Source organism: Ensifer sp. YR511, assembly GCF_900103045.1.
GTDB classification, from domain to species: domain Bacteria; phylum Pseudomonadota; class Alphaproteobacteria; order Rhizobiales; family Rhizobiaceae; genus Ensifer; species Ensifer adhaerens.
The window spans coordinates 1-22843 of the sequence record NZ_FNGR01000059.1 but is presented as its reverse complement, the minus strand read 5'-3'; the positions used below and the strand labels follow the sequence as shown (position 1 = coordinate 22843).

Annotated in this window: 26 protein-coding genes; 14 read left to right on the top strand and 12 right to left on the bottom strand. The window is 60.2% G+C overall.

Going from position 1 to position 22843, the window contains the following annotated elements; all coding sequences use genetic code 11:
* The 3 genes from BLU15_RS37665 to kduI form a co-directional block, all read right to left on the bottom strand.
* Window positions 1-455, bottom strand: a 455-nt coding sequence (locus tag BLU15_RS37665) for a dihydrodipicolinate synthase family protein (protein WP_176960462.1), incomplete at its 3' end; no start/stop codon positions are given.
* A gap of 92 nt (window positions 456-547) precedes the next feature.
* Window positions 548-1291 carry a 2-dehydro-3-deoxy-D-gluconate 5-dehydrogenase KduD gene (gene kduD, locus BLU15_RS37660; protein WP_060644514.1) on the bottom strand — a complete coding sequence of 248 codons (744 nt, stop codon included), beginning with the start codon at window positions 1289-1291 and terminating at the stop codon, window positions 548-550.
* The gene (gene kduI / locus BLU15_RS37655; protein ID WP_090302367.1) at window positions 1288-2112 is read right to left on the bottom strand and encodes a 5-dehydro-4-deoxy-D-glucuronate isomerase; all 825 of its coding nucleotides are present in this window, start codon (window positions 2110-2112) and stop codon (window positions 1288-1290) included. The genes kduD and kduI overlap by 4 nt, the downstream gene beginning before the upstream one ends.
* Before the next feature lie 85 nt (window positions 2113-2197).
* Here kduI and BLU15_RS37650 point away from each other — a divergent pair, with 85 nt between their 5' ends.
* From BLU15_RS37650 to BLU15_RS37610, 9 genes are all read left to right on the top strand, one after another.
* Window positions 2198-2992 carry an NAD-dependent epimerase/dehydratase family protein gene (locus BLU15_RS37650; RefSeq protein WP_090302369.1) on the top strand — a complete coding sequence of 265 codons (795 nt, stop codon included), beginning with the start codon at window positions 2198-2200 and terminating at the stop codon, window positions 2990-2992.
* A gap of 2 nt (window positions 2993-2994) precedes the next feature.
* Window positions 2995-4512 (top strand): aldehyde dehydrogenase (NADP(+)), encoded by a 1518-nt coding sequence (locus BLU15_RS37645; RefSeq protein WP_060610054.1) that lies wholly within the window; start codon window positions 2995-2997, stop codon window positions 4510-4512.
* A gap of 83 nt (window positions 4513-4595) precedes the next feature.
* The gene (locus tag BLU15_RS37640) at window positions 4596-5333 is read left to right on the top strand and encodes a FadR/GntR family transcriptional regulator (protein ID WP_060516792.1); all 738 of its coding nucleotides are present in this window, start codon (window positions 4596-4598) and stop codon (window positions 5331-5333) included.
* Between the two features lie 80 nt (window positions 5334-5413).
* Window positions 5414-6154 (top strand): FadR/GntR family transcriptional regulator, encoded by a 741-nt coding sequence (locus BLU15_RS37635; protein ID WP_034801882.1) that lies wholly within the window; start codon window positions 5414-5416, stop codon window positions 6152-6154.
* A gap of 74 nt (window positions 6155-6228) precedes the next feature.
* Window positions 6229-6558: a cupin domain-containing protein gene (locus BLU15_RS37630; RefSeq protein WP_034801959.1), complete on the top strand. Its 330-nt coding sequence runs from the start codon at window positions 6229-6231 to the stop codon at window positions 6556-6558.
* A gap of 95 nt (window positions 6559-6653) precedes the next feature.
* Entirely contained in the window at window positions 6654-7676 is a 1023-nt protein-coding gene (locus tag BLU15_RS37625) for an ABC transporter permease (RefSeq protein ID WP_043619645.1), read from the top strand.
* Window positions 7676-8563, top strand: coding sequence for an ABC transporter permease (locus BLU15_RS37620; RefSeq protein ID WP_034801886.1), 888 nt, complete (start codon window positions 7676-7678; stop codon window positions 8561-8563). The genes BLU15_RS37625 and BLU15_RS37620 overlap by 1 nt, the downstream gene beginning before the upstream one ends.
* A 4-nt stretch (window positions 8564-8567) precedes the next feature.
* Entirely contained in the window at window positions 8568-9404 is an 837-nt protein-coding gene (locus tag BLU15_RS37615) for an ABC transporter ATP-binding protein (RefSeq protein ID WP_090302365.1), read from the top strand.
* A complete protein-coding gene (locus tag BLU15_RS37610; protein ID WP_034801890.1) occupies window positions 9404-10165 on the top strand; it encodes an ABC transporter ATP-binding protein in 762 nt (253 codons plus the stop codon). Before BLU15_RS37615 ends, BLU15_RS37610 begins: the two co-directional genes overlap by 1 nt.
* A gap of 453 nt (window positions 10166-10618) precedes the next feature.
* On the opposite strand, the gene BLU15_RS37605 is transcribed toward BLU15_RS37610, so the two are convergent.
* The 3 genes from BLU15_RS37605 to BLU15_RS37595 all read right to left on the bottom strand — a co-directional run bounded on the left by BLU15_RS37605 (window position 10619) and on the right by BLU15_RS37595 (window position 14103).
* On the bottom strand, window positions 10619-12217 hold the full coding sequence (locus BLU15_RS37605; RefSeq protein WP_060610049.1) for an ABC transporter substrate-binding protein: 1599 nt from the start codon (window positions 12215-12217) through the stop codon (window positions 10619-10621).
* Between the two features lie 90 nt (window positions 12218-12307).
* Entirely contained in the window at window positions 12308-12937 is a 630-nt protein-coding gene (locus tag BLU15_RS37600; RefSeq protein ID WP_034801894.1) for an SGNH/GDSL hydrolase family protein, read from the bottom strand.
* Window positions 12938-12954: 17 nt separating this feature from the next.
* Window positions 12955-14103, bottom strand: coding sequence for a mandelate racemase family protein (locus tag BLU15_RS37595; RefSeq protein WP_060516797.1), 1149 nt, complete (start codon window positions 14101-14103; stop codon window positions 12955-12957).
* A gap of 653 nt (window positions 14104-14756) precedes the next feature.
* On the opposite strand from BLU15_RS37595, the gene BLU15_RS37590 reads away from it, so the two are divergent.
* Window positions 14757-14981: a hypothetical protein gene (locus BLU15_RS37590; protein ID WP_034801898.1), complete on the top strand. Its 225-nt coding sequence runs from the start codon at window positions 14757-14759 to the stop codon at window positions 14979-14981.
* A 100-nt stretch (window positions 14982-15081) separates the two neighbouring features.
* Here the strand turns inward: BLU15_RS37590 and BLU15_RS37585 are convergent, their stop codons facing one another.
* Window positions 15082-15585, bottom strand: coding sequence for an SRPBCC family protein (locus BLU15_RS37585; protein ID WP_089046265.1), 504 nt, complete (start codon window positions 15583-15585; stop codon window positions 15082-15084).
* Window positions 15578-15925, bottom strand: a complete 348-nt coding sequence (locus tag BLU15_RS37580) for an ArsR/SmtB family transcription factor (RefSeq protein ID WP_034801901.1) — start codon at window positions 15923-15925, stop codon at window positions 15578-15580. Before BLU15_RS37580 ends, BLU15_RS37585 begins: the two co-directional genes overlap by 8 nt.
* Before the next feature lie 138 nt (window positions 15926-16063).
* Here BLU15_RS37580 and BLU15_RS37575 point away from each other — a divergent pair, with 138 nt between their 5' ends.
* Window positions 16064-16849, top strand: a complete 786-nt coding sequence (locus tag BLU15_RS37575) for a L,D-transpeptidase (protein WP_090302364.1) — start codon at window positions 16064-16066, stop codon at window positions 16847-16849.
* A 37-nt stretch (window positions 16850-16886) separates the two neighbouring features.
* The gene (locus BLU15_RS37570) at window positions 16887-17075 is read left to right on the top strand and encodes a hypothetical protein (RefSeq protein ID WP_060516808.1); all 189 of its coding nucleotides are present in this window, start codon (window positions 16887-16889) and stop codon (window positions 17073-17075) included.
* Between the two features lie 72 nt (window positions 17076-17147).
* Here the strand turns inward: BLU15_RS37570 and BLU15_RS37565 are convergent, their stop codons facing one another.
* Both BLU15_RS37565 and BLU15_RS37560 read right to left on the bottom strand, forming a co-directional pair.
* Window positions 17148-17633, bottom strand: a complete 486-nt coding sequence (locus BLU15_RS37565) for a BA14K family protein (RefSeq protein WP_060585980.1) — start codon at window positions 17631-17633, stop codon at window positions 17148-17150.
* Between the two features lie 360 nt (window positions 17634-17993).
* Window positions 17994-18905: a LysR substrate-binding domain-containing protein gene (locus tag BLU15_RS37560; protein ID WP_060516812.1), complete on the bottom strand. Its 912-nt coding sequence runs from the start codon at window positions 18903-18905 to the stop codon at window positions 17994-17996.
* Window positions 18906-19027: 122 nt separating this feature from the next.
* On the opposite strand from BLU15_RS37560, the gene BLU15_RS37555 reads away from it, so the two are divergent.
* A complete protein-coding gene (locus BLU15_RS37555) occupies window positions 19028-20281 on the top strand; it encodes an aromatic ring-hydroxylating oxygenase subunit alpha (RefSeq protein ID WP_090302362.1) in 1254 nt (417 codons plus the stop codon).
* The gene (locus BLU15_RS37550) at window positions 20271-21356 is read left to right on the top strand and encodes an FAD-binding oxidoreductase (RefSeq protein WP_060644506.1); all 1086 of its coding nucleotides are present in this window, start codon (window positions 20271-20273) and stop codon (window positions 21354-21356) included. The genes BLU15_RS37555 and BLU15_RS37550 overlap by 11 nt, the downstream gene beginning before the upstream one ends.
* A 45-nt stretch (window positions 21357-21401) precedes the next feature.
* On the opposite strand, the gene gfa is transcribed toward BLU15_RS37550, so the two are convergent.
* On the bottom strand, window positions 21402-21974 hold the full coding sequence (gfa, locus tag BLU15_RS37545) for an S-(hydroxymethyl)glutathione synthase (protein WP_060609992.1): 573 nt from the start codon (window positions 21972-21974) through the stop codon (window positions 21402-21404).
* Between the two features lie 118 nt (window positions 21975-22092).
* On the bottom strand, window positions 22093-22843 hold a 751-nt coding region (locus BLU15_RS37540; RefSeq protein ID WP_143034354.1), incomplete at its 5' end, for a zinc-binding dehydrogenase.

The following is a 22843-nucleotide window of genomic DNA, read 5'->3' as shown; positions in this document are numbered from 1 at the left end:
AGCGTATCGGCCTGCAGCACCGCGTTGTCGCGGTTATAGACCATGACGCCGATGCCGACCGACTGGCAGATCGTCTTCACATGGGCATAAAGCCCTTCCTGCGGCGCATCGATCAGATAGTGCGGCAGAAGCAGGATGCCGTCGGCACCGACGCGCTCGACCGAACGGGCGATGTCGACCGCCATCTCCGTGCCATAGCCGCAGCCCGATACGATCGCCGTGTCGCCGGAAACGTCCTTGGCCGCCCTGACGATGCCGGGGATCTCGTCCGGCTTCAGCGAAAAGAACTCGCCGGTGCCACCGGCCGCAAACAGAACCGGGGCCTTGTAGCCGGCCAGCCACTCGACATGCGCCCGATAGCTGTCCGGCGCAAACCGACCCTCCGCATCGAAATGCGTCACCGGGAACGAAAGCAGGCCCGATCCAAGCGCGGCCTTGATCTGCTCAGGGTTCATAACGTTGATTTCCTCTATGGTTGATAGCCCCAGATAATCGGGATATCACACCAATGTCAATAGTCATCATACAACACATCATACAAGTTATTTTAGCGCGCCAGCCAACCGCCATCGACATTCAACACCGCACCATGGATATAGTTCGCAGCCGCCGAAGACAGAAACACGGTCGCACCCGCAATGTCTTCGGAGCGCCCCCAGCGGCCCGCCGGAATCCGCTCGAGTATTGCCTTGCTACGTTCAGGATCTGCCCTTAGAGCCTCGGTGTTGTTGGTCTCGATATAGCCGGGCGCAACCGCATTGACGTTGATGCCTTTTGACGCCCATTCGTTGGCGAGAAGCTTCGTGACGCCCACAACGCCATGCTTGGCGGCGGTGTAGGACGGTACGCGAATTCCGCCCTGGAAGGAAAGCAGCGACGCGATGTTGACCACCTTGCCGGACATGCCCTTCGCAAGCAGCTCCTTGGCAAAAGCCTGGGTCGTGAAGAACAGTGCCTTGAGGTTCACATCCATGACTGCATCCCAATCAGCTTCGGAAAAATCAACCGCGTCAGCGCGACGGATGATTCCGGCGTTGTTGACGAGAATGTCGAATTCCGCACCGGCAAATACTCCGGTTGCCGCCATCGGATTGGCGAAATCAAGCGCCAGTGCAGTCGCCCTTCCCCCGGCCTTGTCGATGAGCGCAAGGGTCTCGTCGGGCGCCCTGCGCGCGGCGCAGACAACCTCAGCGCCCGCCTGAGCCAGGCCAACTGCGATCGCTTGGCCAAGACCAGTATTCGCCCCTGTGACGAGAGCCTTATGTCCTTCAAGAGAAAAGAGATTTTTCATCGCAGATCCGCCGGTTGAATGAAATCCATATCCGTGTAATCGACGTTGTCGCCGGCCATCGCCCAGATGAAGGTATAAGAGCCGATGCCCGCGCCCGAGTGGATCGACCATGGCGGCGAGATCGCGCCTTCCTCGTTGGCGATAAACAGATGCCTCGTCTGCTGTGGCTCACCCATCAGATGGAGCACGCGAGATTTTTCGTCCATACCGAAATAGAGATAGGCCTCCATGCGGCGATCATGCACGTGGGAGGGGATCGTGTTCCAAACGGAGCCGTCTTCGAGCGTTGTGTAGCCGAGCACGAGCTGGCAGCTTTCCATCACGAGCGGGTGGATGAACTGATTGATGGTCCGCTTGTTGGAGGTTTCCATCGCGCCAAGCTTGACCTCCTTGCTTTCACCGAGTGTCACAAGCCGCGCCGGCAGGCTGCGGTGCGCCGGGCAGGAGACGATGTAGAAACGTCCGCGTCCGGCAAACGTCACCGCACCAGAACCGGCCCCGAGATAGAGCACATCGCCGCGGTTGAGCGCGTATATCTCATCACCGGCTGTCACCGTACCGGCCTCACCGATGTTCACGACACCCATTTCGCGCCGGTCAAGGAAGGACGGCGTCTTCGTTTCATCGACCCGATCGAGCGTCAGCGCAGCACCGTTAGGAACGGCACCTCCCATAACGAAGCGATCGTAGTGCGTGTAGACCAGCCGGATCTCACCGGGCCGGAACATATCCTGCGCCAGGAAATGCTTACGCAGGCCTTCTGTATCGAGCGCTCGCGCATAGTCCGGATTAACGGCCTGCCTTGTTTCGACGGTCAGCATTCGGTCCTCCTTTGAGGTATTGCGAACAAGAGATAATACATGTAAGTCCGTATTGTATGATAACGTGTTCAAGGTCAAGACCCGAATGAAACGCCTCCTGATCACGGGCGCGGCTGGCGCGCTTGGCCGCGCCTTGCGACCGCGACTGGCGTTGCTTGCCGAAACAATCCGTCTTGGCGACATCGCACCGGCTGATGTCACCGGCCCCAACGAGGAATGGATGCACTGCGATCTCGCCGAACCATGGGCCGTCGACGCGATGGTGGCGGGCTGCGACGGTATCGTGCATCTGGGCGGGATCTCCGTCGAACGCCCGTTCGACGAGGTTGTCACCGGCAACATCGTCGGCCTCTACAATCTCTACGAGGCCGCCCGCGCCCATGGCTTGCCCCGCATCATCTTTGCAAGTTCAAACCACACGATCGGCTACTATCCGCAGACTGATCGACTTGGGCCCGATGCACCGTTTCGCCCCGACGGGCTCTATGGTGTGTCCAAATGCTTCGGTGAATCGCTCGCCCGCCTGTACTTCGACAAGTTCGGACAGGAGACAGCACTGGTGCGCATCGGCTCCTGTACAACTGAGCCGATGGACCATCGGATGCTGTCGACCTGGTTTTCTCATGGCGATTTCGCATCGCTGATCGAAGCCGCTTTCCGCTCCCCAGTGCTTGGTTGCCCGGTCATTTGGGGCGTTTCAGCAAACGACAGCTGCTGGTGGGACAATTCGCATCTGGCTTGGCTCGGCTGGAGGGCGAAAGACAACGCCGAGGCCTGGCGCGAGAAAATCCAAACGAACGCCGCGAAACCAACCCCCGACAAATCAATGGCGCGCTTTCAAGGCGGTGCCTTTACCGACAATCCTATCTTCAAGGAGTGACAATGACCTTCACCCCTCACGGCAAACACCTGGTTGCGGGCTTGTGGATCGCGACCGAGCAGACATTCAGCAGCGAACCGGCCCATGGTGCCGCGTTTGACTTTTCCGTCGGCACGCCGGATCTGGTCGACAGGGCCGCGAAATCGGCCGAGGATGCCTTCTGGTCCTATGGCCATTCAAGCCGGAAAGAGCGCGCGGCCTTTCTAGAAACCATTGCCGATGAGATAGAAAGCCGCGGGGCGGCCATTACCGAGATCGGCAGTGCAGAAACCGGTCTGCCGCCCGCCCGGCTAGAAGGAGAACGTGGACGCACCACCGGCCAGCTCCGACTTTTTGCAGCCCATCTCGGAAAGGGCGACTATCTCGACAGACGCCACGATGAAGCGCTGCCGGACAGAAAGCCCCTGCCGCGCCCCGATATCCGACTGCTTCAGCGACCTGTCGGTCCGGTTGCGGTGTTCGGTGCCTCCAATTTTCCGCTGGCTTTCTCGACAATGGGCGGCGATACCGCGTCGGCTCTTGCCGCCGGGTGCCCGGTCATCGTGAAGGGCCATTCAGCCCATCCTGGGACGAGCGAAGTGGTTGCCGAGGCTGCCCACGCAGCGATCAGGAAGCAAGGGCTTCACCCCGGCGTATTCTCACTCATCCAGGGCGGTCGCCGGGACGTCGGCACTGGCCTCGTTACACATCCCCTCATCAAGGCCGTCGGCTTTACCGGCTCGCTTGCGGGTGGCCGCGCGCTTTTCGACCTATGTGCGAAGCGCCCGGAACCAATCCCCTTCTTCGGCGAACTGGGTTCGGTCAACCCGATGTTCATCCTGCCCGAAGCCGGCAAGGTCCGCTGCGAGGAAATCGCCAAGGGTTGGGCAAGCTCGTTGACGATGGGCGCCGGACAATTCTGCACCAATCCAGGCATTGCCGTGATCGCAGCAGGCGAGGCGCCAGCGTTTGCGGAAAGCGTGCGTGCGGCGCTTTCGCAGATCGGCGCACAAGTGATGTTGACGGATGGAATTGCCAAAGCGTATCGCGATGGGCGCAATCGCATTGCCTCAGGCCGCGGCGTTCGCGACGTCTTCACATCCAGCTGCGATCGGCGCAACGTCACACCCAATCTCTTCCTCGTCTCTGCACGGGACTGGCTCGCCAACCATACGCTTTCAGAAGAAGTCTTCGGCCCGCTCGGCCTCATCGTCACGGCCGAAAGCATTGAAGAACTGGTCGTCGTCGCCCAGAGTTTCGATGGCCAGCTGACTGCAACTCTTCATCTCAACGACGGAGACACCGATCTTGCACGCCAACTTATGCCGATCCTGGAGCGCAAGGCCGGCCGTCTTCTCGTGAACGGATTTCCCACGGGCGTGGAAGTCTGCGACGCCATGGTTCATGGCGGGCCCTATCCGGCCTCTACGAATTTCGGCGCGACCTCGGTCGGAACTATGGCGATCCGCAGGTTTCTGAGGCCCGTATCCTATCAGAATGTACCTGACGGGCTTTTGCCTGCTGATTTGCTATCGGATTGAGGAGCGATTGCCTCGTCCGCCATCTTTGGCGTATCCAGAGATGAAGCGGCAGGTGCCGCCACATCCTGGAACCGGGCAACCACATGACGATAGCGACTGCTTCCGATACGAACGCCCCGCAGCCCAGGACCCTGGTGGCAAAGGTTACCGACGTTCTGCGCTCCCATATCGCCGAGGGCCGCTACCGGCCCGGCGACCGCCTGCCATCAGAGGCGCAACTGACCAAGGAATTTAACGTCAGCCGCACTGTCGTAAGAGAAGCGATTGCAGCACTGCGTTCCGACGGATTGGTCGAGGCACGACATGGCGTCGGCGTTTTCGTGCTGGAGCCTGCCCCGGCCGCAAGAAATTCGTTTCACAACGTCGATCTCGCCCGCGTCTCATCATTGATCGAGATGCTGGAAATCAGAACGGCAGTCGAAGGCGATGCGGCCGGGTTGGCCGCACTTCGCCGCTCCCCGGGACAGGAAGGCAAAATTATCGAAGCGTTCGAAGCATTTCGCATCCGCGCCGAAAGTGGTGAGCCGACCGCCGAAACCGATTTTGCTTTTCATCTCGCTATTGCCGAAGCGACGAACAATCCAAGGTTTGCCGAGTTTCTCCATGTGCTCGGGCCGGCTGTCATCCCGCGCCGTGCGGTCGCCCGCGAGGGAGAGGAAGCCGCCCTTCCCTCCGTCGAGATGCGCCGGCTTCTCGATGAACACGAGGCGATACTCGACGCGGTCCAAAGCGGGGATGAGGAACAGGCTCGCGCAGCCATGCGCGATCACCTGAAGAACAGCCAGACACGATATCGCTCCATGCTGCGAACCTTGCGCTAGCACTGGTTGAGAGAGCCGCACTTGCATTCGAACAGATTACGACTAACATGCCAGACAGGTTTGAGCATGTTGGGACGAAAATGGAAGCCGTAAACACTATGGAGCGTGGCACGTCGCTTGCGGCAAAAATCAGCGCCGCGCTGCGTCGCGATCTGGCGGAAGGCGTGTTTCGCCCCGGCGACCGGCTTCCGAGCGAAAGCGCTCTGACGCGCGAGTATTCCGTCAGCCGTACAGTCGTAAGGGAAGCGATTGCCATCCTTCGCGCCGACGGGCTGGTCGAAGCGCGCAAGGGCGCCGGCATATTTGCCCTTGAGACAAAGCCGGAAAAGGAGCAGCCTTTCAAGGATTTGAAGACCGAGCGGATTTCGTCGGTCATAGAGCTTCTTGAACTTCGGACGGTTTTCGAGGTGGAATCGGCAGGGCTGGCGGCCGCGCGCCGTTCACCCGCCCAGATCGAAACCATCCTTGAGGCCCATCATCGTGTTGGCGAGTGCCTGGCAACTGGCAATCCTACGCGCGATGCAGATTTCGAGCTTCACCTGGCGATTGCGGAAGCCACGCAAAACCGGCGTTTTCCGGAGTTTCTCCAACTGATCCGTACTGGCATCATTCCGCGCGGCGAGTTGCAGGGATCTGCGCCGGGGTCGCGCCCGAAGGACTACAACCTCCATCTTCAGGAAGAGCATGGCCAGATCGTTGAGGCAATCATCGAAGGCAATGCTGAAGCGGCGCGCGAGCGCATGCGCGCCCACTTGCGGGGAAGCCTTGATCGGTACAACGCGCTCTTGCGTTCCCGCACCATGAGCCCCGACGCAATTTAATAGACGCGCAGAGTTGTCATACAGGCAAAAGGACATGTATGGTGATGTTGTCATACATCATCTATGAGGTCCGCATGTCTCTTCCTACTTTCCCCACGATTTCGACCGATACCGGCGTCACCCGCCAGGTGCTTTCAGATTCGCCTGAGCTCATGGTCGTCTCCTTTCGCTTCGAAAACGGTGCAAAAGGCAAGCTCCACCGCCACCCGCACGTGCAATCGACCTATGTGGCGCGCGGCAAATTCCGCTTCTTTCGCAATGGCCAGACCTATGAATTGAAGGCTGGCGACAGCCTCGTAATCCCCGGAAACACGGAACATGGCTGCGAATGCCTGGAGGCAGGAGAGCTCATCGACTGCTTCACGCCCCGTAGAGATGACTTCCTCTCCGTCAGCTCTGCTTGACACTCGACATAACCTGTGACAGGTTCAGTGAAAGTTGTCATACAGGATTGGAGCCTGTAACGCCTCACCGCAGGCGACTGACAAATGGAGGAACCATGTCAATTCGTCGCCTACGCTTCCACGGCGTGGCCGGGCAGGTCGGGACCATTGCGGTCACGTTGCTCGGCCTTCTGCTCCTGACGTTCTTCATCGGCCGCCTTATGCCTGCCGATCCGGTCCGCGCGATCGTCGGGGAGGACGCAACCCGCGAGACCTACGAACAGGTCTATCGTTCGCTCGGGCTTGATCGACCTCTTTGGGAACAATTCGCCTACTATCTTGGAGACGTTTTCACCGGCAACTTCGGAACCTCCATCCGCACGGGCCAGCCGGTCATTCAGGATATCCTGCACGTGATGCCGGCAACGATCGAGCTTGCGACCTTCGCAATCCTCATCGGAGCCGGCCTCGGCGTTCCGCTCGGAGTGCTTGCTGCCGTCAACAAGGACCGCTGGCCCGACCATGTCGTGCGCGTCTTCAGCCTGTTCGGGCACTCCATGCCGATCTTCTGGACCGGCATGATCGCACTTATCGTCTTTTATGCTTATCTCGGCCTCGTCGGCGGCAGCGGACGCATGGACCAGTTCTATATTGGCCTTGTCGAGGAGCGGACCGGATTCCTGCTGATCGATAGCCTGATCGCCGGCGAAATGGATGTGTTTTGGTCGGCCGTCAACCACATCATCCTGCCGGCGTCGCTGCTTGGCTACTCCTCTTCCGCCTATATCACGCGCATGACCCGCAGCTTCATGCTGGATCAGCTCGGTCAGGAATATGTCACGACGGCGCGCGTCAAAGGCCTTTCTCGCAGCCAGACGATCTGGCAGCACGCCTTCATCAACATTCGGGTGCAACTGGTCACCATCATTGCGCTTGCCTATGGCTCGCTGCTCGAAGGCGCCGTGCTGATCGAGACGGTCTTCGCGTGGCCGGGCTTTGGCCAATATCTCACCAATAACCTCATTACCGGCGACATGAACGCCGTCATGACCTGCGTCCTGATCGTCGGGATCATCTTTATCGCCCTCAATCTTCTGTCCGACGTTCTCTATCGCATCTTCGACCCGAGGACACGCTGATGACCACCCAAGCTGAAACTGCGTTCCGCTTGCCGGCTCCGCTTTACGCACTCAAGAACATCGTGCGCTTCCTGTTGAAGAGCCCAACCTCGACCTTCGGTCTTGCGGTCCTGGTGCTGCTCGTCCTTGTCGCAACCTTCGCGCCGCTGATTGCCACCCATGACCCCTATGCCCAGAACCTCGCAAACACGCTGCAGGCGCCTGGAAATGGACATCTGTTCGGCACCGACGAGCTTGGTCGTGACATCTTCAGCCGCCTGGTCTGGGGCTCGCGTATCACGCTTACGATTATCTTCCTCGTCTCGATTGTCGTTGGCCCAATCGGGCTCGTCATCGGCACGACTGCCGGCTATCTCGGCGGGAAGGTCGATACCGTGATGATGCGGATCACGGACATCTTTCTCTCCTTCCCGAGCCTCATTCTTTCGCTCGCCTTCGTTGCAGCGCTGGGTCCAAGCCTGAACAACGCCATTATCGCGATTGCGCTGACCTCTTGGCCACCGATCGCACGCCTCGCGCGCGCAGAGGCAATGACCTTTCGCAAGGCGGACTACATCTCGGCAGCCAGGCTCCAGGGCGCATCGGCCACACGCATCATCGTCAAGTCGATCATGCCCATGTGCCTGCCCTCGGTGCTCATTCGCCTGACACTGAACATGGCGACCGTTATCCTGACGGCTGCCGGTCTCGGTTTTCTGGGGCTCGGCGCCCAACCTCCGCTGCCGGAATGGGGCGCGATGATTGCGACAGGCCGCAAGTACATGCTGGACAGCTGGTGGCTCGTCACCTTCCCGGGTGTCGCCATTCTTTCGGTCAGTCTCGCTTTCAACCTTCTCGGCGACGGGCTGCGCGATGCGCTCGATCCGAAGCAGATGAACCGGAGGTAGACCGATGAGCCAAGACATTCTTCAGGTCGAAAACCTCCGCATCCGCTATGGCGGCGCAGCGACCGATGCCGTGCGCGGCGTGTCCTTCACCCTCGGCCGCGAACGCCTTGGCATTGTTGGCGAGTCCGGTTCCGGCAAATCGACGGTCGGACGGGCCTTGCTGCGACTTCTGCCGGGCGCCACGATTACCGCCGACACGCTGCGCTTTGCCGAGCTTGATCTGACAGCCCTTTCGGAAAAGGAACTGCTCAAGGTTCGCGGCCGGCGCATGTCCATGATCCTTCAGGATCCGAAATTTTCTTTGAACCCTATTCGCCGGGTCGGTGACCAGGTGGCGGAAACCTATCTGCGGCATTTCAATTGCACCAAGGCGGAGGCGCGTGAAAAGGCGCTCGCCATGCTGTCGGCAGTCAAGATCCGCGACCCGGAGCGCGTTTATGAGCAGTATCCGCACGAGATATCCGGCGGCATGGGGCAGCGCGTGATGATTGCCATGATGCTGCTTGCCGATCCCGAGCTCGTCATCGCCGACGAACCGACCTCCGCACTCGACGTCACGGTGCGACTTCAGGTGTTGAACATTCTCGATGTGCTGGTGCGGGATCGCGGCATCGGGCTCATCATGATCAGTCACGATTTGAACCTTGTACGCAATTTCTGCGATCGCGTACTCATCATGTATGCCGGCCGTATCGTTGAAACGCTGGCCGCCCGCGATCTCGACAAGGCCCAACATCCCTACACGCGTGGCCTGCTGGCAGCTCAGCCGCGGATCGGCGGCCCACGCGCACCGCTCCGCGTGCTCGATCGCCGTCCCGAATGGCTGGAGGAGAAAGCCTGATGTCCGTCTCTATCGAAGTTCGCGATGTCTCTATCACCTTCGGTAGCGGTCCCACCGCGGTCAAGGTGTTGCCAACCGTCACCTTCTCCGTGGCGCCGGGCGAATGCTTCGGCCTCGTCGGCGAAAGCGGATCAGGCAAGTCCACGGTCCTGCGTTGCATCTCTATGCTGACCGACATCTGGACCGGCGACGTACTGATCGGCGGCAGGTCGGTGCGTGACATGCCGCTGATTGAGCGTTGCCGCACGCTGCAGATGGTCTTCCAGGATCCCTACGGTTCGCTGCATCCACGCCAATCGGTTCGCACGGTGCTGAACGAGCCTCTCGTCATCCACAAGCTCGGCGACCGGGAGGAGCGCATACGCAAGGCAATCACGGATGTGGGGCTGCCGGTCTCCTTTCTCGATCGCTTCCCCCACCAGCTCTCGGGCGGCCAGCGCCAGCGTGTTGCGATCGCGCGGGCGCTGATCCTCGAACCTTCCCTGCTGCTCCTCGACGAGCCGACGTCGGCGCTCGATGTTTCGGTGCAGGCGGAAATCCTGAACCTGCTTCAGCGTCTGCGTGAGGAGCGCGGCTTCACCTACATCATGGTGACGCACGATCTGGCCGTCGTGGACCATATGTGCGACCGTTTCGCTGTCATGTTGCGCGGAGAAATCACCGAAGTGCTGCCGCGCGAGGCGATCCCCGGCAACCAGGCAACCCACGCCTACGCGCGTGAGCTGATCGGCGCCTCGCTGGAGTACGAAGGCTCGCACTGAGCAAGCCGCATCTCCTCCCAAAAGAAGACTCCTCCTCCCCAACTCGCCCGGTCCTGTGCCGGGCTTTTCCTTTCCTGATGGCCCCGGTTGAGGACTATCGGTGTCTGAGCTTGCCAATGATCCCGGGAGCACGCCTGCGACCCTTTCGGCGCGTGCAGCTCGGGCTCATGAACCTGGCCGCGGCACGCTTGCCAATCGCTGCCCCTCCCCAGACGTACCGGTGATGAAGGTCTTCGCGAGGCGAGCGCGATGAGTGGGTAACCACGCAAACCGGCAAAGATGAGGAATACTTCGCCTTCAAGCGAGAGAACCGAGCGATGGCAGCCACGGGGACGTTGCCGATGTCGTTCGGCAACGCGTTGGCGCCCGGCCCACGGCACTTTTCAATGCAAAAAGAAGGCGCATGGTCAAATGCGCCTTCTTTCCTTCATTTCATTAAATTCCTGGAGCCGGTCACCGCTCCTTGGTGACACCTTCGAAGCGCGAGAGCCAGGGGCTGACGATCATCCCTTTCACATCGCTGCGGTACGCGGCCGTGTCGACCACTTCCGAGAAGGGTTGGATCGACATGACGACCTCGTCCATGTACTGCTGCACGCCCTCGTAGAGCTTGGCCTGCTTGGCCTGGTCGCGCTCAACCAGGGCCTCTTCGATCATCTTGTTCAGCTTCTCGTCATAGAAGCTGGTGCGCCAGCTCTGATAGTTGGTGAGCTTGGCATCGTCCGAATTGTCGGGATTGTAGGCGATAGAGCGTAAATTGTTGTCGGGGTGCGGCTGCTGGCCACCGCCGCCGCGGCCGAGAAGCAGTTCAAAGTTCCGTTCACGCATCGCGCCGTAGATCTGGTCGCCCGAACCGCTGATGAGCTCCGCCTGGATGCCAGCCTGGGCAAGCGTGTTCTGGATGGCCGTCGCAGCCTTCATGAAAGGATCTTCAGACAGCACACGCAACGTCGTCTTAAAGCCGTCCGGGTAGCCTGCCTCGGCAAGCAGCGCCTTTGCCTTGGCCACATCCAGTTTGTAGCCTTCGTCCGGCAGCGCGCCGAGGACGCCTGTCGACAAGGGCCGCTGATGCAGCTTGCCGTAGTAGGGCATGACAGCCTTGTCGAGACCCTCGTAATCGATCAGGTAGCGCAGTGCTTCACGCACTTTCTTGTTGGCGAAGCGCTCATCCTTCATCGAGACGCTGAGGTAGTAAAAACCCGAGCCTGGTGTCGATGCGATGGCGATCGCCTCATCGGCCTCGAGCGACTTCAGGTCCGGCGCCTGCAAGGAATAGGCAACGTCAATGTCGCCTTTTTCCAGAAGCAGCCGCTGCGACTGCGATTCCGGCAGATGGCGCATCAGCACCCGCTTCATTGCGGCCTTTTCACCCCAGTAGTCGTCGTTGCGCGTGAGGATGATGTACTCGTTCGATTTCCACTGCGTGAGCGTGAATGGGCCGGAACCGGCGGAGTTCAGGGTCAGCCAGGCGGCGCCAAGATCGCCGTCCTTCTCGTTTTCGAGAACCGTCTTGCTGTCGAAGATGGAGCCAGGTCCGTTCTGCGCAAGGATCATCAGCAGCAGGTTCGGGTCGTCGGGTTTCGGAAGATTGATAACGAAGGTGTGGTCGTCTTCGGCGACGAAGGCTTTGTCGGCTTCTTCGAGCGTGAAGCCCCTTGTTTTCAGGAAAGAAGACTGCGCGAGATTACGCGCAAGCAGGCGCTTCAGGCTCCAGGCAACATCCTGAGCCGTGACGGGATTGCCCGACGCAAATTTCGCATCGCTACGCAGGTGAAAACGAATTGAATTGCGATCGGCGGAGACCTCCCAGCGCTCGGCAAGGCGTGGCTGGACACTGCGGTCCTTCGGCGAAAGGATGACCAGCGTATCGTAGATGTTGTTGAGGACCTGTACGGTCTCGCGGCCAGTGATGGCAGCGGGATCGAGCGTCAGGATGTTGCTCATTGTCGTTGCGACGACGAGTTGATCTTCCGGAGTTTCGGCGAACACGCCGTGTGGCGTTGAAGCGATGAGAAGCGCGCCGAACGCGACCGTTGCTAGAAAGCGTTTCATGTTTCCTCCTATTGCGGCCGCCCATGCGGGAGTTCGGCCTTCCGGTTACAAGTTCTGCCCCACCTGTTCCTCCACAGGCACCAGGACAGATCAGCCAAGAATTTCGGCAACGGGTGCTGCGAGCGCCCGGCCAATCGCCGCCGTGGCAGCGGCTTCCAGATGGACCCCATCGACCCGCGAGGCGTGTGCGACAGAGCCGGCATCAAAGAAGGCGTGTCCAAGTTCATCTGCGAGCTTGCGGTAGAGCGGAGAAAGCCGCTCTGATTCAGCAATGCTGCGTCCCGCCGCTGGCACCCCGCCCGGACCGGCGCAACAGGGTGGAGGGGCGACGATCAGCATTTTTGGCCTCGCACCACTTGGCTTGTAGGGAAAAGTGTCGATGATTTGCGCCAACCGGCGCACGCCGGAGACCGCTCCCTCCGCCCGCCCGCCATGCACGGGCTTGATGTCATTTGTACCGAGCATCACGATGATGAGGTCGAGCGGCATGTGGCTTGCGAGCGCCACTTGCAGCGCCTTGGCCCCATTGCGGCACGCCGGTCCACCATGGTCGTCATAGCAGGTTGTGCGGCCACCAAGTCCTTCGGGAATGACCTTTGCCGCACCGTTGAGTTCACGCGAGAGCACCTCGGGCCAGCGGCCTTCAGGCGGATGGCGTAGCCCGGTCTGCGGATCCGCTCCCCACGTCAGGCTGTCTCCAAAAGCGAGAATGGTTTTCATGAAAGATACCCCGCTTCTCACCGCACGCGGTTGTTCTCGATGAACTCGAAGTTGATATCCTCGCCGAGCCCCGGCCGAGCTGGGACATGGACATAGCCCTCGCGATCCATTGGATCGGACAATGACTTTAGGTAGTCGTGCCCGTCGTCGTATTCGAGGAACGGGTGAAGCAGCCCGCGTTCGTACCAGCGGCAATTCTTCGTCGCCGCGACGACATGCAAGTTCATCGCCGTATTGCCGTGTACCTCGCACTCCATCCCGAAGGCCTCGGCAAGATGCATCGTTTTTAATGCCGGCGTGATGCCGCCCACGTCATTCACCCCGGTCCGCAAGATGTCGCAGGCGCCCGCCTTGATCCATTCGGCACGGTGCCAATGCTTGCCGCCAGCGCTTTCCGGACCAACGACGGGGATATCGAGATTGTCGGCCAGCCACTTGTAGGAAGACAGCGACTGCTCATCCATCGGCTCTTCGATCCAATCGAAGCCGAGCTTTTCCAGTCCCCGCCCCAACTCGAGCGCATCCGTGCGCGAGTACCAATGAAAGGCGTCGATCATCAGGCGGATATTCGGTCCGACGGCTTCGCGCACGGCCGCACAGGCCTTGATGTCCATTTTCACATCCGGCGCCCAGCTGACAGGCGGCATCCAGGTGTGCAACTTGATGCCCTTATAGCCGCGCTTGACGAGAGCTTCGGCAAAGCGACCATAGTCTTCAGGTGTTGCGAGCCCCCCTTCCAGTTCGTCGCCGCACATGATGGAACCGTAGGCCAACACCTTATCGCGATAGCCGCCCACCAACTTGTATACAGGTTGCTTCAAACTCCGCCCGGCGAGGTCCCAAAGGGCGCAGTCGACCACCGCGAGCGTGCGATCCGTCAACTGCGCGGCCGATCCGCGTTGCCAGTGGGCAAGGTCCTGCCAAAGCCGCTCGCGATCTCGGTGGTCCTGGCCAATCAGGACTTTCTTGACGAATTTGTCGATGACATGCGACCGCACGATTTCCGGCGCCGTGAAGGAATGCCCCTCATGGCCGTCCTCCGTGCGAACAGTCAGCATAGCTTGCTCTACCTGGTGCGGCGGGCCTGGATGCGCGTGACCGGCGCTGTCCGAATGGCGGCGCGTGGTCGTGCGGAAAACCCGCACTTCGACGTCAGTGATGATCATTGGTCCTCCGGCATGTGAAAGGCGCGGCTTGGCCACACCAACTTGTCTAGCGCTAGATTAGACAGATATCAGTCAACCTGTCAAACCTGTATGACATGTTTTTAGAATATACCTGATAAGAACCCGGACGCCTTGTGATTTCGCATAGATCGGGACGCAAGCCATGATGCGAGCGGAGCGACAACTTCGTGCTCCAGCAGGGCGAGCGACCGGCCAACGTGTGAGATCAACATTGCGTGCCGAACGAGGGGAACATGCGCAAAAGCAACGGAAACGACCGTCCACTCGCGGGCTGGGTAGGTTTCCAGTCAGCCCCCGAGGATCCAGACGTGAAATTGCCCTCGATTGGAAATCGCGCTGGCTTGTAGCAACGCTCGACAAACCCGTCCTGATCCGGGTTTCTTCACGGTTACGCACCGCTGAGCAGGGCTTCTGGTAGAAATCGAAGGCTGTGTCATCGGCAGCGCCACAGTGGGGGACCCCATTCCTTCACGACACGCTTTGGAAGCTCAAATGCGGCGGCGAGACTGCCCTATCCTTTTTGACTGCGGCCGCTACCAACGAAGGGCTATCGAAACCACTCCCCGTCCGCACGATGTAGGTCTGATCCTTCGCATACCTTCGCGATCACCTCAGCGGACAGCCTTGCAAAGATGACCTTGAACGAAGCAGATCCTCGCCGAAAATACGCTGTCCGCTATCCGGACGGACTGACATCACAAGAAGCAATCGCCCTGCTCGAGCAGGCATGCGCCGACGTCGCCCCGAACCTAACACTGAGCGAAATGAGTGACGGAGCCACGGTCGAGGGCGAGCCTTGGCACGTTCTGTCGGTCTGCTTGGCGCTGCCGCTGTTCGAGTTGACTGAGATACTCTAGCCGCCCTCGCCAGCTATGCGCCTGTGCCCAGCCCCCCCAACGGCCGTGAAGTCCGCGTCAAAGGACCAGACGTCTACCGGGGAGCGTTTCCCGATCTGTGCTACTCGCCGGTGCTGGAAAGCAATTCGTCGAGCTGATCCAACTGCTCGGGCAATGCGGCCGCCCCGCTCTGCAGTGCTTCCTCAAGCGCTTCCTTGGACGGATAGACTTCGTGGAAAGTCAGCGACGTTCTGCCGCCCTCGTCCTTAAAGGTCACGGTCGTGATTGCGCCCTCTTCGCCCTCATCGTTGGTCCAGACTATGCGCTCGTTCGGCACCACCTCAAGATACTTGCCATAAAAGGCCATGGTGTCCGAACCGGCGGCGCCGAATTCCAGCCGATACCTGCCGCCCGTACGCACGTCCATCTGGCACGATACGAGCGAAACGCCAGGTGCCGATTTTGGCACCCACCAGCGCTGGAACAGCTCGGGCTGGCTCCACGCCCTGTAAACCATGCTCGGCGGCGCATTGAAGGTCCGCGTTACGACGAGTTCGCGGTCCCCTTTGCGCTCGACTGACGTGCGGTTCTGCGCGCCAGCGGCTTTGTTGACTTGCTCATTCATCGCTTACCTCCCGTTTCAGTTCGCTGATGATCTCGTCCAGTGCTGCGAAGCGGGCCTCGAAAAGTTTGCGATGCGCCTCGATCCACTCGGCCTCCGCCTCAAGGCCACGTTTCCCAAGCTTGCAGGTTCTCACCCGTCCGACCTTCTGCGTGACGACGAGCCCCGCCCGTTCGAGAACCTGGATGTGCTTCTTCATGCCGGTCAGTGTCATCTGGAACTTGTCCGCCAGACTGGTGATCGACGCGTCCCCTTGCCCAAGTAGATCGATGATCCCGCGACGGGTCGCATCGGACAGCGCCGCGAACGAGAGATCGAGAGGGGCATTATAATACTGAACCATGTAGTTCAGTATTTAACTTGCTTCCGAAGGAAACGCAAGCGGCGCGGCGGGGGACGCTTTCACTTCTTTTTAACCACGAATCGTGAAACTGCGCCGATCCGGAGGCATGATGCCGACGTTCGTCTAGGGTAAAAGTGCATGCGTAACCCGCAAGATCAGAAGCTCACTTCCGGCGCGACCAATTCGGAACCCGGCTACCTCGTCACCCGCCGTGCCCTGCTTTCGAACCTCGGCGTCATGACCCTGCTTGGTGCCTCCGGCTGCTCGCAGTCCCTCGAACTCCCATCGCTCGAGCCGTCCAGTCGGATGTCGACTGCGGGCGTTGACTATATGTCGACCGGGGCAATCCCACCGATCAGTGTCGACAGCAACATCACCGACAACAGCACGATGTATGCCTCGCTGACCGACAATGGCTTCGTCATCCCGGCAATCCCATTCCAGAAAGTCAAACCGGAATTCCGTCGTCAGATCGTTCGCGACCCTACCGGCGAGGCGCCGGGCACGATCGTGGTGAGGCTTAGCGAGCGGCATCTATATTGGGTGCAGGAAGGTGGCGAAGCGGTCCGCTACGGTGTCGGCATCGGCAAGGCCGGCTTCGAGTGGAGCGGGCGGGCAGAGATCCAGTATACGAAGGTGTGGCCGACCTGGACGCCGCCCAAAGAGATGATTGCGCGCAAGCCGGAGCTGGTGAAATGGACGGGCGGCCAGCCGGGTGGCCTCGACAACCCGCTCGGAGCTCGGGCACACTATATCTTCAAAGACGGCCAAGACACCGGCTATCGCGTGCATGGCTCACCGGAGTGGTGGACCATCGGCACACAGGCATCTTCCGGTTGCGTACGCATGATCAACCAGGACGTTGTCGATCTCTACAACCGGGTCAAGGCGTCGCCGACCAAAGTCCCGATTGTCGTCGCATAAGAGGGCGCTTCGTGCCCATTTCTAACGGTCACGCGGGATGCCAAACACCCGGGCCGATGCGGATGCGGATAAAGCCGCCGCCACCGCGGCCGAAATCGAGCGGCAAGGTGAAAGCCAGCAATTGACGGCCCGAGCAGCCGTGGAGACGGGGCAAGAAGTAGAGCCCCTCCTAGCAGGCGGCATGATCCCCCAAATTCTGGGCCGCCACTTCAAGAAACGCGGCTGAAGCAGCGACCACCACGGTGTCGGAGAGTATCGAAGCGACCCGACGCATTCTCGCAACCGGGCGCCTCGCTGGTCAGTAGTACGGCGACACACATTCCTGGCGCGGCCCATAATAGGGTTGGAAGGAGTTGTCGTAGGCACGGTATGAACGATAGCGGTCATAGCACCATTCGACATGCGACGACGGCGCGTTGGAATAGACCCGCCGAGGCGGTGAGGCGATCGCGCCACCGATGATCACTCCTGTCCCGAATGCGGCCAGGGGATACCACCATCCATCACTGTGACGACGGTACCCGTCGCGGCGGTACCGGTAACCCTCATAGCCATTGTAGTAGCCGTAGCGTGGAGCCGCATTGTAACGGTTGCCGCCGTAACGGTAGACGTCGTAGCCGCGCTTGTGCGGCGGTCCGCCGTAATGACCTGGCTTATGATGGATCAAATCGACCGGCTGGGAAGTCGTCTGCCCAGCGGAAACAGAGAACATCGGCGCCGCCTGCGCCGACACCGCCGATAGCGCCGTACCGGCGGCCAAGAGTACTGCACCTATTTTCTTCATAATTTCCCACCTACAGCGTCAAAGTGATCGGTATTCGACCCCTAACGGGCCAAACGGGCTCGGCACCATGCAGGTGCCACCGATCATCAACAGATCGAATCCCTTCGACGAACTTAGTCAACGCGAGAGGTTCTGCCATAGGACCTCAGTCCGATGGCAGCCGGCAAAGGTCTTATGTGCTCGGCAAGCGCAGCGGTTCGCACCAAAAGAAGAAGGCGCATGTTTTATTCCGGAGCGGCCTCGGCCCGCCGTCGAGGAGCATTTAGCGATCAGCAGACGGCCGTCGCTCAGTGTCTAAAAAAGAAGAGTGGCGGAAGGCGCTAAATTGGCCCCCCGCGACCGCAAGTTACGTACGATTTCTCATTCAGCAATTGCAGAGACCTCGCGCAGCCACTCGATGAACAGCCGTCCGCTTTCCTTTTTCGGCCTTCTCGCCGGCACCACGACAAAATATGCCGCCCTGGTGCGAATGGAGGCTTCGGTAAGGCGGACCAAACGAGTTTGCCGAATAAGGTCGGAGACAAGGCGGTTCCAACCGAGCGCAATGCCTTGCCCGTTCATCGCCGCATAAATGGCTTCCGTATAGAAGCTGCATCGCAGGCCGCGGGCGCGTTTCGGCGCCTTTACGGAAAATGCTGCAAGCCATTCATCCCAGCCCGTCCATGTCGGGTCATCAATATCGCTCGTAATCAGCGGATGATTGATGAGGTCTCCCGGCGTGCGGATCGGATCCACGGTGGCCAGATAATCTGCACTGCAAATCGGGAAAACCTCGTCCTCGAACAAGAACTCCGCCTGGCCGTCCGGCCAGGTGCCGGTCCCGTAGCGGATCGCCAGGTCCACATCGCTAGCCTCGATGCTCGTTCGGGCATCTTGTGTGATGATGCGAAGCTTGATTTCGGGATAGGCTCGAGAAAAGGCAGCGATCCTTGGCAGCAGCCAGAAATGTGAAAAGGAGATGGTCGCTGCAATTGCCAGCTCGTCATCTGCTCCCTCCGACCGAAGATCCGCAACGGTGTCGGCAATAAGATTGAACGCGTCGCCGGCCGCTGCGGAAAGCAGCCGGCCTTTATCAGTCAGTTCGATCTTGCGATGAAGCCGCCGAAACAAGGGGAACCCAAAGTCCTCTTCGAGCAAATGGATCTGTCTGCTTATAGCCGCCTGCGTCACGCCGAGTTCCATCGCGGCCCGTGTGAAGCTCGACAATCGAGCCGCTGCCTCAAAGGCCGTCAGCGCGGTGAGCGGCGGTAGTTTCTTCCTCAGGTTGACCATCTTGGATCCATTACATTTGGTAATGTGAAACGCGCATATTTGTGCCGTTGAGCGACTGCCGCGCCTGAGCGATCCTCTTTGTGGAGCCCGTCGAGCTTCCGATCGGAACATAAGGTGGAATTATGCTGCAGACATTTGCTTCTCCCATATCATCGCTGCTTGATGCAAGAGCGGAGGGCCATTCGCTTCCCGCCGGTCTCTACACGCGAGAGGATGTCTTCGAGGCGGATCTGGAGGTCTTTTTCCGCCGGCACTGGATCTGCATTGGGCTTGAATGCGATGTACCGGAGCCGGGCGATGCAACCGTCGTCGATATTGGCAAGACCAGCCTCATCCTCCTGCGCGACGATGACGGCGGGATCCGCGTCATGCACAATGTCTGCCGCCACCGAGGCGCCCGACTGCTCGATCCAGGCAAGACGATCGTTTCGAAGCTTGTCTGTCCCTACCACACCTGGACCTATGAGCTTTCCGGTGAACTGAGCTATGCGCCCCATATGGGCAAGAGCTTCGACAAGGAATGCCGCAGCCTCAAGCCCGTGATCTTCAAGTCGGTTGGCGGCCTTGTTTATGTCTGCCTTTCGAACGATCCGCCCGAAGATATTGAGCGTCTCGTCGGGGTCATGGCAGAACGGCTTGCTCCCTACGATATTGCCAACGCCAAGGTCGCGTATGAATCCGATGTCATCGAACAAGGCAACTGGAAGCTCACGATCGAGAACAACCGTGAATGCTACCACTGTTCCGCCAACCATCCCGAGCTCTGCGTCTCCTTCGTCGACCTCGATTTCGGCTTCGATCCGGACGCTTTGAGCCCGGAAGATCGCGCCCAGGCGGAGGAGCATTTTTCGCTCTATGAGGAGCGCACCAGGCGGTGGGAGGCAGATGGCTACCCCTCCGCGGCGGTCGAGCAACTGGTGGACTGCACCACCAACTTTCGGACGCAACGGCTGATCATTTCGGGGGCGGGCGAATCCCAGACGCCCGACGCGACCGCTGCCTCGGCAAAGCTGCTCGGCACGATGTCGCGCAAGGATCTCGGCGACATGCATCTCTGGGGTCACAACAGCTGGAACCACTTCATGGGCGACCACGCCGTCGTTTCGATCGTCATCCCGCTCTCGGCCGACAAGACGCTCGTGCGGACGAAATGGCTTGTGCACAAGGATGCCGTCGAGGGGGTCGACTACGATCTCGAAAAGCTCACCAACGTCTGGATCGCCACAACCGAGCAGGACGCCGAACTGGTCGCCCGCTCCCATGCCGGCGTCGAAGATCCCGCTTACGTGCCGGGTCCCTACTCGCCCTTCTCCGAAACAAACCTCGACAAATTCGCGTCGTGGTACATCGACCGGATGCGCGCCCATGGATACTAAGAGCAACTTTTCTCCCGCCGGGCGTCTCGAGCCGAGCGATATCTGGAGCCGCGACGCGGACGAGGACCTGGTCTGCATCGATGTCCATCAGGAAACACACGACGTGAAGACCTTTACCTTTGCGTCCACCGAAGGCAAACGTTTTGCCTTCGAAGCCGGTCAGTATTTCCTGTTCGACCTCGATATCGAGGGCGAGCCGGAAAGCCGCTGCTACAGCATCTCGTCCTCGCCGAAGCGCAGCAATGCGTTCTCGGTGACCGTCAAGCGCGTCGCCGACGGCAAGATCTCGAACTGGCTTCACGATCGGCTCACGGTCAACGCCAAGGTCAAGGCGAACGGTCCTCTCGGCCAGTTCATTCGCCCGAACGGTCGGAAGTACCTTTTTCTGTCGGGAGGGTCGGGGATCACACCGATCATGGCGATGGTTCGCGAATTGGCCGATACATGCGAGCCTGTCGACGTCGTCTTCATGCACGCGGCGCGAACCCCGAAGGACCTCATCTTCCGCGACGAACTCGCGTCACTCGCCAACCGGATGAAGGGCCTGCGCTTGCAGTTTCTGCCGGAAGTCGTTACCGGCGAAACCAACTGGCATGGCCTGACGGGACGCATATCGGCTGCTTACTTGCAGCTTGCTGTTCCCGATATCGCCGAACGCATTGTCATGTGCTGCGGCCCTGCGCCGTTCATGGCGGCCGCGCGCACGATCGCTGCCGAACTCGGCGTTCCGCAATCCAACTACATCGAGGAGAGCTTCGATGCGGCCGTGATCGACACCCCGGATATTCCTATCGTCGATCAGCCGGCGACCCGAACGTTCCAGGTCGAGTTCTCCAAACAGGGCCGCAAGATCGAAATCGGGGGCGAGCAGACCGTGCTCTCCTGCGCAAAGAAAGCGGGCGTAAAACTCGCCTCATCGTGTTCGAACGGCGTCTGCGGCACGTGCAAGTCCAAGCTCGTATCGGGTTCGGTCGAGATGAACCACAATGGCGGAATAAGGCAACGAGAGATCGATGCTGGGCTTTTCCTTCCTTGCTGTTCGAAGCCGCTCAGTGATCTCGTCGTCGATCGCTAGGCTTGGCCTAGCGATCGACATAGCCGACAGTCAGCGGTCTGACTATTAGGCAGGAAGCGCGCCGCTCTTCTTGGCCGCCCAGGTGGCGAGAACGTCCATCAGGACTGGGTTGAGACAGTCATAGGGTTCGAGGCCCAGTTCGCGCAGCCGCGCGCGCATGCTGTCCATTCCGGCCGGGTCATAGCCGCTCTCGATGATCGACGATACGAAGGCGGCAAAACCCGGTTTTGCCCAGCCTGCCTCCTGGAAGCGCTCAGGATGAACGAAGGAAAGCCCCTTGAACGCGTGGTCACGCTCGACCGGGCCGTACATGTGTACGCCGCAATCCTTGCACGCATGGCGCTGGATCAGCGCCGCCGGGTCCACGACCGCAAGCTTGTTGCCGTTTTCCAGCACCTCGACGTTGGCCGTCGGTGCGACGGCAACGACCGAAAACACCGCACCTTCGGGTTTCCAGCACTTTGTGCAGCCGCAAGCATGGTTGTGGGCAATATCACCCTTGACGCGCACTTTCACGGGATTGCTCGCGCAGTTGCAGACCAGCGTGCCGCCGGAAAAGGCAGCGTCCGTCGCCTTGAACCCGCTGTCGAGGGATGGATGGATCGCAATGCTTGGCATGGGCTTCTCCTCCTTCTGGCCGGCGCACAATGCCCGGCTGCTTGTTGGCGCCGCCGGCTAGATCACGCTGCGGCGCAAAAAGTGCATTTGCAGTCTGGAAACGGTCCTCAACCCGCGCTCAGTATAACACCACGCTGCGGATGCTCTCGCCCGAATGCATCAGTTCGAAACCCTTGTTGATGTCTTCGAGCGGCATCGTATGGGTGATCATCGGGTCGATCTCGATCTTGCCTTCCATGTACCAGTCGACGATCTTCGGCACGTCGGTGCGGCCGCGCGCGCCGCCAAAGGCGGTGCCCATCCAGCTGCGGCCGGTGACGAGCTGGAACGGCCGGGTGGAGATCTCCTGGCCGGCGCCGGCAACGCCGATGACCACCGACTTGCCCCAGCCGCGATGCGAGGCCTCGAGCGCCTGGCGCATGACCTTGGTGTTGCCGGTGCAGTCGAAGGTGTAGTCGGCGCCGCCGATCTGGTCGGCGCCGCGCTTGGTCATGTTGACGAGGTAAGGCACGATGTCGTCGCCGACCTCCTTCGGGTTGACGAAGTGGGTCATGCCGAAGCGTTCGCCCCAGGCCTTCTTGTCGTTGTTGAGGTCGACACCGATGATCATGTCGGCGCCGGCAAGGCGCAGGCCCTGAATGACGTTGAGGCCGATGCCGCCGAGACCGAAGACGATCGCAGTCGCACCCATTTCCACCTGTGCCGTGTTGATGACGGCGCCGATGCCGGTCGTCACGCCGCAGCCGATGTAGCAGATCTTGTCGAAGGGGGCGTCCGGGTTGACCTTGGCAACCGCGATCTCCGGCAGCACCGTGTAGTTGGCGAAGGTCGAGCAGCCCATGTAGTGGTGGATCTTGTCCTTGCCGATC